General features: G+C 70.3%; 13 protein-coding genes and 1 tRNA gene. 3 read left to right on the top strand and 11 right to left on the bottom strand.

All coding sequences use genetic code 11. From position 1 onward, the window contains the following. Positions 1 to 37: 37 nt before the first annotated feature. A complete protein-coding gene (locus tag ACIRA5_RS13515) occupies positions 38 to 604 on the top strand; it encodes an SMI1/KNR4 family protein (RefSeq protein ID WP_403690436.1) in 567 nt (188 codons plus the stop codon). 79 nt (positions 605 to 683) lie between these two features. On the opposite strand, the gene ACIRA5_RS13510 is transcribed toward ACIRA5_RS13515, so the two are convergent. After that, positions 684 to 1,928: an APC family permease gene (locus ACIRA5_RS13510; protein ID WP_403690433.1), complete on the bottom strand. Its 1,245-nt coding sequence runs from the start codon at positions 1,926 to 1,928 to the stop codon at positions 684 to 686. A gap of 171 nt (positions 1,929 to 2,099) precedes the next feature. On the opposite strand from ACIRA5_RS13510, the gene ACIRA5_RS13505 reads away from it, so the two are divergent. Further along, entirely contained in the window at positions 2,100 to 2,366 is a 267-nt protein-coding gene (locus ACIRA5_RS13505) for a GlsB/YeaQ/YmgE family stress response membrane protein (RefSeq protein ID WP_054228314.1), read from the top strand. A 130-nt stretch (positions 2,367 to 2,496) separates the two neighbouring features. Here the strand turns inward: ACIRA5_RS13505 and ACIRA5_RS13500 are convergent, their stop codons facing one another. Beyond that, positions 2,497 to 2,985 carry a YajQ family cyclic di-GMP-binding protein gene (locus ACIRA5_RS13500; protein ID WP_101403673.1) on the bottom strand — a complete coding sequence of 163 codons (489 nt, stop codon included), beginning with the start codon at positions 2,983 to 2,985 and terminating at the stop codon, positions 2,497 to 2,499. Positions 2,986 to 3,187: 202 nt separating this feature from the next. Between ACIRA5_RS13500 and ACIRA5_RS13495 the strand changes: the two genes are divergently transcribed. Continuing rightward, positions 3,188 to 3,269 (top strand) — tRNA-Tyr (locus ACIRA5_RS13495). Positions 3,270 to 3,433: 164 nt separating this feature from the next. On the opposite strand, the gene ACIRA5_RS13490 is transcribed toward ACIRA5_RS13495, so the two are convergent. The 9 genes from ACIRA5_RS13490 to ACIRA5_RS13450 all read right to left on the bottom strand — a co-directional run bounded on the left by ACIRA5_RS13490 (position 3,434) and on the right by ACIRA5_RS13450 (position 13,311). Further along, positions 3,434 to 4,801: a tyrosine-type recombinase/integrase gene (locus ACIRA5_RS13490; RefSeq protein ID WP_403690430.1), complete on the bottom strand. Its 1,368-nt coding sequence runs from the start codon at positions 4,799 to 4,801 to the stop codon at positions 3,434 to 3,436. Positions 4,802 to 4,854: 53 nt separating this feature from the next. Further along, complete coding sequence (locus ACIRA5_RS13485; RefSeq protein ID WP_403690428.1) at positions 4,855 to 5,040, bottom strand: helix-turn-helix transcriptional regulator; 186 nt, start codon at positions 5,038 to 5,040, stop codon at positions 4,855 to 4,857. A 161-nt stretch (positions 5,041 to 5,201) separates the two neighbouring features. Next, a complete protein-coding gene (locus ACIRA5_RS13480; protein ID WP_403690425.1) occupies positions 5,202 to 6,449 on the bottom strand; it encodes a DUF3631 domain-containing protein in 1,248 nt (415 codons plus the stop codon). Positions 6,450 to 6,807: 358 nt separating this feature from the next. Beyond that, on the bottom strand, positions 6,808 to 7,728 hold the full coding sequence (locus tag ACIRA5_RS13475; RefSeq protein WP_403690424.1) for a bifunctional DNA primase/polymerase: 921 nt from the start codon (positions 7,726 to 7,728) through the stop codon (positions 6,808 to 6,810). Beyond that, complete coding sequence (locus ACIRA5_RS13470; RefSeq protein WP_403690422.1) at positions 7,725 to 8,528, bottom strand: hypothetical protein; 804 nt, start codon at positions 8,526 to 8,528, stop codon at positions 7,725 to 7,727. Before ACIRA5_RS13470 ends, ACIRA5_RS13475 begins: the two co-directional genes overlap by 4 nt. Before the next feature lie 170 nt (positions 8,529 to 8,698). Beyond that, positions 8,699 to 9,157, bottom strand: a complete 459-nt coding sequence (gene ssb / locus ACIRA5_RS13465; protein WP_403690419.1) for a single-stranded DNA-binding protein — start codon at positions 9,155 to 9,157, stop codon at positions 8,699 to 8,701. 9 nt (positions 9,158 to 9,166) lie between these two features. Next, positions 9,167 to 9,652 (bottom strand): hypothetical protein, encoded by a 486-nt coding sequence (locus ACIRA5_RS13460; RefSeq protein ID WP_403690417.1) that lies wholly within the window; start codon positions 9,650 to 9,652, stop codon positions 9,167 to 9,169. Between the two features lie 190 nt (positions 9,653 to 9,842). Further along, on the bottom strand, positions 9,843 to 11,930 hold the full coding sequence (locus tag ACIRA5_RS13455; protein WP_403690415.1) for a hypothetical protein: 2,088 nt from the start codon (positions 11,928 to 11,930) through the stop codon (positions 9,843 to 9,845). A gap of 1 nt (position 11,931) precedes the next feature. Beyond that, a complete protein-coding gene (locus tag ACIRA5_RS13450) occupies positions 11,932 to 13,311 on the bottom strand; it encodes a hypothetical protein (protein ID WP_403690412.1) in 1,380 nt (459 codons plus the stop codon). Positions 13,312 to 13,546 lie beyond the last annotated feature (235 nt).

Below are 13,546 nucleotides of genomic sequence, written 5' to 3'. Positions count from 1 at the left end.
CCGCCCGATTGTCAGTGGCGCGCTGCATCATGAAGCCATGACCGAAATCGAGCAGTTGCTGGCACGGGTCGGTACGGAGGCCCGCAACACCCGCCCGTGGGGCTGGCCCTCGCTCCCCGACCCCGTGGACGCGACGACGGTCACCCGCGCCGAAGCCGTCCTGGGCTTCACTCTGCCGCCACTGCTCGCCGCGCTCTACCTACAGATAGGGGACGGCGGCTTTGGTCCGGAGTACGGCCTGTTGCCGCTGCTCGACGGCTCCCCGTCCGGCGAGCCCGCCGCCGTCCCGCAGTACCTCGCCCACCGGGAGAGCGGCCGACAGGACCCCGACTGGCCCTGGCCGGAGGGCGTCCTGCCGATATCCCACTGGGGCTGCGGGATGTACGCGTGCGTGGACTGCCGCAGCCCCCGGGGCACGGTCCTGCTCTTCGAGCCGAACGCCGACGAGGCCGACCACGCCTGGTACGTGGACGCACCCGACCTAGAGGCGTGGCTGGACACCTGGCTGGAAGGCTCCGGCTGGTACGAGGAGTCCCACGACGACACGGACTTGGCCCCTTGGCCCGACTTCCGCATACGCACGGCGGCTGCACAGGCTTCGTAGCGACCTGCCCGCCACCGACGCCCCGCCGGCGGCTACCGCGAGGCCGCCCACCCCGTCACGCCGTATGCCACCCACCCCGTCACGCGGTACGCCGCCACCCCCTCACGCCATACGCCGCCACCCCCACCCCCAGCACCGCCGCGCCCACGACCACTGAAAGCGCCGGAAGCGCGAACGCCAGGGTCACGCACCCGACGAGTCCCACCACCGGCACCAGCCGCGCCGCCGGGGCGGTGCTCAGGGTCCACGCCGACGCGTTGGCCACGGCGTAGTACGCCAGTACACCGAAGGAGGAGAACCCGATCGCGCCCCGCACGTCCACCGTCGCGGCCAGCGCGGCGACCACCGCGCCCACGGCCAGCTCCGCCCGGTGCGGCACCTGGAAACGCGGATGTACGTCCGCCAGGGCGCCCGGCAGATGACCGTCGCGGGCCATGGCCAGCGTCGTCCGTGAGACGCCCAGGATCAGGGCGAGGAGCGAGCCGAGAGCGGCCACGGCCGCACCCACCCGTACCACCGGCACCAGCCCCGGCACACCGGCCGTCCGCACCGCGTCGGCCAGCGGCGCCGAGGCGCGCCCGAGCCCCTCCGGCCCCAGCACCGAAAGGACCGCCACCGCGACCGCCGCGTACACCACGAGCGCGACACCCAGAGCCGTCGGGATCGCGCGCGGAATGGTGCGCGACGGATCCCGTACCTCCTCACCGAGCGTCGCGATCCGCGCGTATCCGGCGAACGCGAAGAACAGCAGCCCCGCCGCCTGAAGCACCCCGCCCGCGCCACCGGAGACCCCGACGTCCAGCCGCCCCGCTTCGGAGGTGTCCGATCCGAGACACACGACCACCACGGAGGCGAGGACCGCGAGGACCACCGAAACGATCACCCGGGTCAGCTGGGCGGACTTGTGCATGCCGCCGTAGTTCACCGCGGTGAGGGCCACCACGGCCCCGACCGCCACCGCGTGCGCCTGCCCCGGCCAGACGTACGCGCCCACGGTGAGCGCCATCGCCGCACAGGAGGCTGTCTTCCCGACGATGAACGACCAGCCCGCCAGATACCCCCAGAAGGCGCCGAGACGCTCACGCCCGTACACATAGGTGCCACCGGAGGCGGGATACAGAGCGGCCAGCCGTGCCGAGGACATCGCGTTGCAGTACGCGACCACGGCCGCGATCGCGAGCCCGAGGAGCAGACCGGACCCGGCCGCCCGTGCGGCGGGGCCCAACGCCGCGAAGATCCCGGCACCCACCATCGATCCGAGCCCGATGACCACGGCGTCCCCGACGCCCAGGGTGCGCCGCAACTCGGATCCGGACTCTGCCATGGGCGGCACCCTACTGATCGCTGCAACCGACCGCCGCCGATGAGGCGTCTTTCCCGACAACGCGCCACGAACACCAGCACGACCACCGGCTGCTCGAACTCGAAGGCATGAGACAGCAGGTCCGGAGCAGGATCACAGCACAAGCACAGCGCGGAGAGGCAGGTTCAGGGCATGGGCATCATCAGCTGGATCATTCTGGGACTGTTGGCCGGAGCCATCGCCAAATTCCTGCTGCCGGGCCGCGACCCGGGCGGCTTCATCGGAACGACCGTCATCGGCATCGCGGGCGCCTTCATCGGCGGCTGGATCTCCGCGCGCTGGCTGGACCACCCGATCGCCAAGCAGTTCTACGACGGCGCCACGTGGGCCGCCGCAATCGGCGGCTCGCTCGTTCTGCTCATCCTCTACCGCATCCTGTTCGGCGACTCGCGCCGTTGAGCGCACGCCCCGAGGCCGCAGCCAGCAGGCGAGAAGGGTGGGCACCCCCGGGGGCCCACCCTTCCTCGTACGCGGAACTTTCCTTGTACGCGCAATGAACCACCGGCCGAAGCCGGTCGGAGGCCGATGGCTACCGGTAGTTCACGTACTGCAGCGCGAAGTCGAAGTCCTTGCCCTTGAGCAGTGCCTGCACGGCCTGCAGGTCGTCACGGCTCTTCGAGCTGACGCGCAGCTCGTCGCCCTGCACCTGCGCCTTCACGCCCTTCGGGCCCTCGTCGCGAATGATCTTCGCCACCTTCTTCGCGTTCTCCTGGGAGATGCCCTCCTCGATGGACGCGAAGATCTTGTACTCCTTGCCGGAGAGCTGGGGCTCGCCCGCGTCCAGCGCCTTCAGCGAGATACCGCGCTTGACCAGCTTGGTCTCGAACACATCGAGGATGGCCTTGACCCGCTCCTCGGAGTTCGCCTCCATCAGGATCTTCTCGCCGGACCAGGAGATGGAGGCGCCCACGTTCTTGAAGTCGTAGCGCTGCGAGATCTCCTTGGCGGCCTGGTTGAGGGCGTTGTCGACCTCCTGCCGCTCGACCTTCGAGACGATGTCGAAACTGGAGTCGGCCATGTCCTGTGGCTCCTTGTATCGGGGTGCGTAGGGGCGGCCGTCGAGCCCGGCGTAGGTCCCCGGCCGCATCCGCATAAGCCTAGCCACCCCCTCCCCTCCAAGCGCAGATCAATCGGGTGGCGAAGCACCCCCGAGCATCGGGTATCGTTTACGTCGTTGCCAGGGAGCACCGCCGAAAAGCGGTCCTCAGGGCAGCAACCCCGGCGGTGTGCCCGAGCGGCCAAAGGGAGCAGACTGTAAATCTGCCGGCTCAGCCTTCCCAGGTTCGAATCCTGGCGCCGCCACACGACCGAAAGGGTCTGTGACCAGCAGCAATGCTGATCACGGACCCTTTCGTCGTTCCAGAGGCGTGCAGCATCGATTTAGCCGCTTTTTCCCACTGTGTCTCACCCTGACTCGCGTGCTGACCAGCCCGTGTGGGGCAGGCGTGGGGCAGCCTTCGGGCCTCCTACCTACCGTTTCTCAGTGTCGCTTCAATCCGGGCATTTGCCGTGGCCGCGGCGCCGTCGAGGCACTTTGCGTAGACCCTGAAGAGGACGGCCACGCTGTGACCGGCGCGGGCGGCGACCACCTGTGGTTCGACGCCGGAGCTAAGCCACGTGGAGACGGCGGCGTGGCGAAGGTCATACGGGCGCTTGGCGAGCAGAGAGGCGCGCTGGGCAGGGGTGAGGGCGCGAGCGCGCGCCTCTGCCCACACCTCGCCGTATCCGGTGTCCTGGATGAGCCCGCCCCGCTGTGTACGGAACAGTCGGTCGTCCGGGGCGATGCCGTAGGCCGTGACGTGCCATCGCAGCAGGGCGACCAGGTCGGGCGGGATCGGGACCGCGCGGACCGCCTTTCGAGGGCGGTGCTTGAGCCCACGCCGGTCGTGTGCCTCGCCGCTGTCGGTCCACGCGGAGCCCGACCGAGGGCGCGTCTCACGCAGGCGCAGAGTGCCCCATCCGCGCCGCGGCAGGTCGCAGTCCTGCATGCGGAGTCCGATGACCTCGGCCGGCCGTGCCGCCGCGTAGTACATGCACCCGAAGAACGCCACCAGGCGTCGTCCCCGGGCACTCTGCACGCGTACGGCGTCGAGCAGGGCGAGAGCCTGGCGAGGGTCGGGCACACAGGCGGGGTCCAACTCCTCTTCCACCTGCTCCGGTGCCTTCCACTGGACCTGGGGAAGCGGGTTGTCGAGCAGACGCCCGGCGTCGACTGCGTAGCCCAGCGCGTTGTGGAAGATGGCGCGCTTCCTGCGGATGGTCGACGCGGACGCTGTGGCGCCGTCGAGCTTCTTCGTCAGGGCGTCGAGGGCTGCACGAACTTGCATCCGGTCGGCCAAGGCTGATGTGGGCAGAGACTTGCGCTCGAACCAGGCAAGCACCTTGGCCACGTCGTCTGGGAGTTCCTCGTCGCGGCGGCTCACGTTGAAGGCCCAGCTGTACAGAGCGGTCCGAACGGTCCTGACGTCGGCCATGCCCTTGGTGTCCTTGACCAGAGCGGGCGTCACCGTAGCCATGGCTTCCGCGAGCGTCCGCCGCGTAGAGCCAGGGGAGTGCTTCCACTTCATCTCGATGTACTCGCGAGCGTGCTGGTACCAACTCACGTCGTCGCGCTCCCGCAGTTCCGTGAGGGGCAGACCGGTGGCTTCGTCGAACGGCTCACCCGCATGCACAGCCCGCAACAACTCGGCCCTGCGGCCGTCAGCCAGCGTCTTCGTGCGGAACGTCTGGGAGTGCGGGGTCTCGGCTGTCTTCCAGCGCAGCTCCGCCGAGGTCTGCCCGCGGTCCTTACGCTGCCGGACGGACCAGATCCGAATGTCGTATGTCTTCCCCATTTGGGGCCCTTCTACGTGGGAAGGGCCCGGCATGAGCCGGGCCCCTCGGGTGATCAGTAGGCGGCAGCGTGGCCGTTCAGCCAGTCGTCCAGGTCAGCGCGACGCACGCGCAGGTGGCCGTTCGGCAGCTTTACGAGCCGGGGTGCTTGACCGCGGGCGCGCATGCGGTAGAAGGCTGCGCGGCTCATCTGTATCTCGTCGAGGACTTCGGGGAGTTTGAGCATCTGGGAGCGAGCCATCGTTGCTTCTCCTCGGTCTCTGCCTTCTTGGGGAATCCGCCACGTCCGCCACGCCGCCACATCGCAGGTCAGAGCCTTGATCGTGTGGCGGATAGCGTTTTTGTGGCGGATAGGTGCCGCCACACCTGGGGGATGCGGCGGCACCGGGAGGGCCGGTTTGGTCAGCCGGCGAGGACGGGCTGTGTGGCGGTTTCCGCGGACGTGTGGCGGATGGCGGTGGCGGTATCCGCCACGGATTCACCCCTGCTGACCTGCGGTGTGGCGGACGTGGCGGACGTGGCGGATTCTCCGGGGGGTGGAGGGCAGTACCTCACCCACGCGTCCGCGAGGTCCTCCGCGTAGTAGCCCTTCGGGAAGCCCGACGGGGTGCGGATGCCGCGCGACTTGATCGGCTTGTTCGCTTGGGTGACGTACTGCCCCAACAGCCGTCCCAGAGTGCGGGAGTTGATCGGCTTGTCGTCCAGATCGCCCCACAGGCCGTCGTCCATGCGGAGCAGGCACTCGATGATCGCGGCGGTCGGCATGCGGTCCGCGCCGCAGAACACCTTGTCCCGCAGGTCCGTCAACAGCCTGATGCCGATGGAGGATTCGTCGTTGTCGTGGGCTGCGCTGATCAGTTCCACACAGGCGGCACGCGCCCGTGCCGGCCAGTCGCCCCCGGCTGCGTCCGCGACGGCGAGCAGGGGCTCCCACACATCGGCGGGCCGGTCGGTCACGCCCTCGGGCATCTCGGGCCACGCGTTCGCCACCCGGTCGCGGACGGTGTCCGCCCACTTGGCGAGCCGATCCCGCAGGGCGTGGCCTTGCTTCTCGTGGGTGCGCTGCCGGTAGGGCTCAACTTTCTCGTTGGGGGCGCGCTTGCGCATGCGGACGATGACCGCGCGCGTGAGAACGGTGTTGGGCAGGGAACCGAGCCCGGCCATGGCGACCGCACAGTAGGAATCGAAGACCTGCGCGTTCTGGTTGGAGCCTTCACCGACGCAGCGCAGGGCGCCGCCGATGCGCCGGTATCCGGCGTTCAGGAAGCCACGCAGGGCCTCATCGGCGCCGGCCCTGGGACCGAAGATCGTGTCCACCTCGTCGAACAGCACGGTGGGCAGTCCTTCGGCCGAGTCGACCAGCCGGTAGAGGGCATTGGCGGATGCGGACACGGTGGCGACCGGTCGGGGGGTGAGCAGTTCCACGATCTCCAGCGCCCGCGACTTCCCCGACCCGGGCTCCGGGGACAGGAACGCGATCCTTGGCGTCGTCTCGAAGCACTCGATCAGATGGGCGTGCGCGTCCCACAGGGTCACGGCGACGAAGGCGGCTTCCCCGGGGAAGACGTTGAAGCGGCGGTGGAAGGCTTCCACCTCGTTGAGCAGGGCCGCACCATCGATCTGCGGTGCAGGCGGGGTGGTGCTGGTCATGCTGTCTTCCTCCCTTCCTGGGAGCTCCGGAGCGGGCAGGTGTCGCGGTGGGCTTCGTGGTCGGCGATCAGCGCCCGCACGTCGGCGTGGCCCGCGGCAGTGCGGTGGCGTGCGCATGCACAGGTAGAGAGCGCGGTCGGCGTGCGGCGATGGGGCGTGCGGACGACCAGCCACGCGATCGGCCGGCGTCCGTCATCGGCTCGGGCTTCGCCCTCGGTGAGGACGGTGAAGGCAAGAGCTGAAAGGACGCCTTCGGCGTCGCCCTTCGGCCGCACACCCGCCGGTGTTCCTTGTCTGTCGTTGGCGGAGTCGCGGGCTGTGCGGGTGGGGTTGGTGCTCTTAGTAGGGGGCGGGCTGGTCATGCGGCCCTCCGCTGCGGGTTGTGGGCGATGGACCAGTCCAGGCCGCGGGTGATGACGTCGTCGTAGTAGCGCTGCGGCTGTGTGGCGTTGCCCGCTGCCGCCCTACTAAGAGCCTCCTCAACCTGTCCGCGGTCGAGGCCGCCGGATGCCACCAGCCGTCCCAGAGCGCGCGCGGCCCGCAGCAGCGTGGCATTGCGCACCCCGTCCGCGGCGTGGGCAACGTTGGCGGTCTCCGCGCGGAGCGCTGCTGCGGCGTACCCATTGGCGCTCTTCATGAAGTGCGCGATGGCGTAGTGCGGTCGCTCTGGCCGGTCGGTGAGCGCCTTGTGGAGCCATTCGGGCAGTGGGGCGGGGGGCCGGTCATCCACGAGGGTGTAGGCGCCCTGGGGGGTGGTGCTGGCGGGGGCGACGACGTAGCCGCCCCAGCCGCGGGTGTCGATGTGATGGGCCAGCCGTCCAGCGGTGGAGTGCAGCCGTACGCCGGGAGGCTGGGTGAAGTACAGGTGCTGGCCCCCGCTGGGAGTCCGCACCTGGTAGGTGGGCGGGATGTTCTGGCCGGCGCGCTCGCAGAGCGCCAGGAAGTTGGCGGCGCCGTCAGGCGTTCCTTCCTGTTCTTCGGGCTTGAGGGTGTCGAGGTCGACGACCAGGAGCCCAGAGGGGCCGGTGGCAATGCCGATGTTGTAGGGCTGCTGCGTCCACGCGGTGGTGAGCAGGTCCACATCGGTGGTGGCGCGCTGCTCGGGCTTGCGGTGCCCGTCGGTGCAGCGGCCGGTGCGGGGACAGTGCTTCTCGGCGTGCCCGGCGGGCCGCTTGTCCTGGAAACGCAGAGGGATGACGTGCCAGTCGCGGCGAGCCGCGTCCAAAGCCCAGGCGAGCAATTCCAGTTTGGGCAGGCCGGCAGCGGGGGTCTGATTCATGCTGCGCTCCGGTCGGTCAGCAGCAGTTGGCGCTGGGTGGGGATGGCGTTGATGACGCGCTCGCGCCACTTCAGGGCGTAATCGATGCAGTTGGCGCAGTTCTTGTGCGTGTGGCCGGTCAGCGGCGGGCGGCGGCGGGCGTGGGAGCTCCAGGCAGCGGAGTCCGCGGAGGCCAGGAGATGCCCGACGCGTTCCAGACCGAGGATCTTGAAGCCAAAGCCGTGCAGCCTGAAGCCGTGGGCGGCCATCGCGGTGACGATCGCGGCACCCTCGCGGGTGGACTGCAACCGGCACACCGACCCGAGCCCGACAACCGGTTCGGCTCGCAGGTCGACGCCGGCGTCCTTGTACAGCTCCACGCAGTGCTCGTACTCGGGGATGCTGCGCCCCTGGAGGACGGGGGCAATGCGCAGGTCAGGGGCGACGGAGCGCAGTTCGAGGAAGTTGGCCACGGTGCGGCGCTGGTGTTCGGCGACGCTGAGGTGGGTGCCGACGAAGTACTGGCCGCCGAACCAACCGCCGTTGATGATGGCGTCCTCGCACATCCAGTCCTGTGGGGCGGCCCAGTCGTAGGGGCCGACGTGCTCCCAGATGCGGCGCAGGTCATCGACGTACTGGCGGGGCGGACGGGTCCAGGTGCCCTTGTTCTTCAGCTCCATGAAGCCGCCGGAGTCGACGGCGTAGGGGCCTTGGGCTTCGTCCCACTTGACGGCGCGGTCGAAGTGCTCGGACTTCAAGAACAGCGGCTTGTCGGTGAGGCGCAGCCAGTGGCGTTTGTGGGTGGTCAGGTAGAACCGCATCCCGGGCGCCGCGGGATCTCCCGCCGGCGGCCTTTCGGCTTCCTGGTGTAAGGCTCGCCGGATGTCGGAGGCTTGAGTCATGCTGGAGACCTCCACAGGTCTGTTGAGGGTCTGGTGGACAAGGGCGGCCCCGATTCATTGGCGTGAGACGGGGGCCGCCCTTGGCGTTGCTAGAAGGGGGGCTCTTCGCTGTGCTGCGAGGCTCCCGGGGTGTCGCCGGTCTTGGCCCACGGGTCATCGCCGGCCGGGCCGGACTGCGGAGCGCGCTTGGCGTTGATGGTGACGGTGGTGAACCGGATGGAGGCGCCGATGTCGTCGATCTCGACGGCGAGCATGGAGCGCTTCTCGTCCTGCTCGGTGGTCCAGTCGTGCTGCCGCATCCGCCCGTTGGCCACGACGCGGGAGCCCTTCTTGAGGCTTTCGGCGATGTGCTCGGCCAGCATGCGCCAGGCGGCGCAGCGGTAGAACGCGGTGGTGCCGTCCTTCCACTGGTTGGAGGTGCGGTCGAAGCTGCGCGGGGTGACGGCGATGGTGAACTTGGCGAGCGCGGCCCCGCCCTCGGTGAACTTCAGTTCCGGGTCGCCGGTCAGGTTGCCGACGATGGTGATCGGGGTCTCTCCGAACGACATGCGGTCTCCTCAGCGGTGGTTGATGGTGCCGTTAGCCCGGCCGAAGAAGCCGGTAGCCGTGATGTTCTGGGTGATCTGTGCCGGGCCGGTGGGGCGGCGTGCGGCGCGCAGGATGACCGGGATGGCGACGACGCCGGCGGCGATGAGAGCGACGGCGGACCACAGGGCGTGGCTCATGGCGATCAGTCCCGGTGCGGCGTAGGAGATGCCGACGGACGCGGCGGCGACACCGAACCCGACGGTGGGAGCGAGCAGGGCGGTGGTCTTGGCCCACGCCGGAATCGGCTGCACCACCGCTACGGGCCGCGCTGTGTGGGTGGGGGGCTGGGTGTAGGCGAGGGTGCGCATCCCGCCGGGCAGGGTGACCACCTGTACGCCGGGCGGGAGTTCCTCGGGAAGCATCCGCGGCGGCTGGCTCCAGTCAGCCTGGTAGGCCAGCGGATGGGGCCGCGGCCGGTTAGCGGTGGTGATCTCGTACGAGCTTTCGGGGTGCACAACGGGGTCCCTTCGGCAAGGGGCGGGGGTGGCGTTGCGTGACGGGTGTGCGGGGGCTACTGGGTAGTGGGTAGTGGGGTCCCCAGTGGGGAAGCCCTGCTCAAAGCCCCTGTGCGCCCCAGTAGGGGCCTTTAGCGGGTAGTGGGGCGTTCCCCGCTACCCACTACTCAGTAGCGCTGCGTGCGGACGCTCAGGCGTGGTCGGGGTGGACGTAGACCGAGTGCGGGCCGTTGTCCCGGTAGACCAACTGGCCCCGTTCGACTGCGGCTTGCAGGGCGGCGCGGACGGTCTTGCGGTCCTTGCCGGCCAACTCTGCGACCGCGGAGGGCTTCATGCCCTCCGCGCCGGTCGCCTTGATCGCTTCCAGCGCGGCGGGCAGCCATGCCGGGCCGTGCTCCCGCTCACCCCGCAGCGCGGACAGGTTCAGCCCGTCTCCCGAAGCCGGCGGGCCATCCTCGGAGGCCCGCGGTTCGGGCGCGGTGGCGAACTGGGCGTCGATCTGTGCCCGGAACTGCCGCAGCATCTCGTCCGCCTCCGAGCCCTGCTCCGCTCGGGGGCCACTCAGCGCGGACAGGTTCAGCCCACCCCCGCCCCCGCCCGAAGGCGCACCGCCCGTTCCGTCGTCGGGGGTGTGCTCGCGCATCCACGCGGTGCGGTCGGCGTCCCAGCGGCGGGCGTAGGCGGGCCCGGCTGCCTTGGCGGACACCGCATCGAGCACGGGATGCCGGTCGCTGGTGGCGGCGATGATCTCGCGGATCTGGTTGGGCAGGATCCGCCACGCCTTGAACAGCGCGGCCGGCGACTCGGGGGTGCCCATGAACCCGGCGCCCTTGAACGGGGCCTGGTCCACACGCAGGCCGCGGGAGCCGGGGAACATCTTGCCCAGGTCCATGCCCTCGGTCTCCCCGCCGGTGAGGGCGACACGGACCTTCGCCTCCCGGCGGATCATTAGGTTGCCCAGCACCGCCCCGGTGGCTCCGAGGGCGGTCAGGACGGTGCGCACGCCCATGGCGCGGGCGATCCGGATGACTTCCAGGATCTTTTCCGCGAGCTTGCGCATCGCTCGGTCCGAGCTGGCGAGGATCTCCGCGCCCTCATCGATCACCAGCATGATCTGAGGGATCGTCCGGCTGATGGGCAGCAGATCCGTGTTCGCCTTGGCCAACAGGTCCTGATAGCCCATCTTGCGCTGCTTGGCGACACGGACCGCGGTCTCCAGCATCGCCATGGCTTCGTCGTAGGTTCCGGCAAGCCAGTCGATCCCCGGCCGCACCGCCTTGCGCTCCGGGGTCTCGATCTCCCCGTTCAGCGCCGGGAGGACCCAGGGCAGGCCAGCGGATCCGGCGTTCAGGTCGATCACCCAGGTCAGGACGTCCTCGGCGCGGGCGAACCCGGCCAGGATCGTGTGGACCATGTTCGTCTTGCCCGAACCGGTCGGACCGACGACCAGCGCGCACTGCTCGCGCAGGTAGGCGAGGATGCTCGCCGCATTCGTCCGGTACCCCCACGGGATCCCGGTCAGCAGGGAAAGCGTGCCGTAGTCGGAGGGGTAGGTGCGCTCTTCCTGAAGGACGTTGACCGTGGTCACGTCGATGATGACGCGGCCCTGGTCGATGCCGGGGGACGCGGTGGCGGTGCAGCCGTGCGGCAGCCGCGCGTCCGCGGACAGCCGCGTCGACTCGGCGGCGATCTTGGCGTAGGTGGCGCCGCCCTGGGGGAGTTCGGCGTCAATGGAGAACCCGGCCCCGGTCGGCCACTGCTCGACACCCAGCACGCGCACGGTGATCCCGCACACCCGCTGGATGCGCTCCACCCACTCCGCGGCGATCGCCCGGCGCTCCGCGGACAACTCCCGCGCAATCTGCCGCTCCGCTGCGGCGGTGGCCTCTTCCTCGCGGGCCTCCTCGAACAGCGCGGCCGAGCGGGCGGCGGCCCCGATGCCGACTCCGATGGTGGCCAGGGAGCCGAGGGCGGCCCAGGTGAGGGGGCCGTGGGTCATGGCCCAGGTGGTCCAGCCGGCGCCGACGAGCCAGGAGGCGGCGCGGGTGGCGAGGGTGCGGCCGGCGTTGCGGACCCGCAGGCCGACGATGGTGTGGCCGAGGGCGCCGGCGGCGCCCACAGCCAGCGCCCATCCGGGGGGCATGGCGGTGGCGGCGCCGGTGGTGGCGACGGCAAAGGCTCCGGTGGTGGCGGACAGGGCGCCGGTCACGGGTCCGTGACCAGCAGCCCAGTCCAGCACCGGGCCACTGCCCTGCTGTTTGGCGGTGGCGGTGCTCATCTCAGACGTTCCAACCCTTCTCTGCCTGCGGTCCGTTGCGGGGGTCCTCGTGCCGGGCGATGTCCTGCGCGTGGACCTGCCTGAACAGCGGGCCCATGTCCTCCGCCACGGCGACGGCGCTCATCAGGGCGCCGAAGATGTCGTTGAAGGCGTCCGCGACTTCCTTCTCCAGCGGGAATTCGTTGTCGGAGCGCTCGGCGAGGATCTTCATCACGTTCGCCACGCTGGTCAGCGCGGCCGGGAGGCCTTCGACCATGGCGAGGATCTCCATGGCGTCCTCGGGGTCGTAGGAGTTGGCGGCCTGCTCCATCTCGGAAGCGACCTCTTCGAACCGGAAGCCGGACACGTTCTCTCCTTCAATGACAGGCGTGTTCGTGCTGATCGGAACCTGTACGGCGGGCCGTTGAACGTGGTCGGCGATGCCGTCGGTGCCGTCCTGGGTGGCCTCGGCATCCGCTGCGGCCTCCTGGTCGTGCAGCTCCTCGCGGATCGCGTCGTCGCGGAGGTTGCGCTGCTCGCGGGCGGTCTGGCAGAGGCGCCGGTACAGGCGCCGGCCGGGGTGGATGAGCCACGGCAGCTTGAACTTGCGGCCGATCGGGCTGGTCAGGAAGCCGAGCAGGCCGACCGGGAGGGCGAGCAGGGCGGCGAGCAGGCGGCGACCGTGGAAGCGGGCCGCAGAACGCTGCAGTGCTTGCCTTGCTGCCCTGCGGGCGGGTGCCTTGCGGACCGCGCTGCGCTGCGCGTCGACGGTGGCGCGGGCCTTGTTGTCCCGCCGTGCGCGGTTCTTGGCGATCGCCGCATCGCGTACAGCACGGGCCTTATGAGCCGTGCCACCGAGCATCTGACCGGCCAGACCACCCGAGCGGCCGGCGCCGCCTGTGGTCTTGGCGTTGCGGCGGGCATCGGCGACCGCGCGGCGGGCCGCGGTGGTCTGCGCCCGCTGCCCAGCCCGCGACCCGCCCGCAGCCTGCTGCGCCGCACGCAACGCCCGCACTTGGCCGGCCCGGCCCGCAGCCTTACCCGCACCACCGTGCGCGCGCTTGGGTGAACCGTGCGCGGCACCGTTGCGGGTCTTGCCGTCCGTAGCGGTACTGGCATGACCTGCGACGGCGCCCGTCCCACGGCGATGCTGGCCCGGCACACGGCCGGAGCGGGAGGCGAGCGAACGGCTCCCGGCCCCGGCCCTGCCCGCGCCGCCATGGCGCAGGCCTGTGGTGCGGGCGGCGGTCCGGCCTGCGGTGCGAGCAGCAGCGCGCCGCGTCTCGCGGCGTGCGTTGGGTGTGCGGGAGCGGGCGGCTGCCACCGTTCCGAGGACAACGGCCCCGGTAGCGGCCACCATGGCGGCGATCGGACCGCCCGCGAGGGACGCGGCGGCGACCATGCCAACGGTCGTGTTCGCACCCGACAGAGCCAGGGGTATTACCGGCCAGCCACCGGGCGTGTGGTCAACCTCTGCCGAGGCGGACGTGGGGGCGGGCGGGGTGTTGAGGGGCGGGGGTGGTGCGGTGGGGGCAGCCTCGACGGCTACCGGTTCTGTGCTGAGTTCCGTCATGCTGGAGTGCTCCGTCTCGAAGAGGTCGGGGTGCCGGCGCGGCCCTTTGGCCTGCAAGCGCGGG

Origin of the sequence: Streptomyces sp. NPDC096311, assembly GCF_044763085.1 — a bacterium.
Classification (GTDB): Bacteria; Actinomycetota; Actinomycetes; order Streptomycetales; family Streptomycetaceae; genus Streptomyces.
This window is presented reverse-complemented; position numbering and strand designations above follow the sequence as displayed.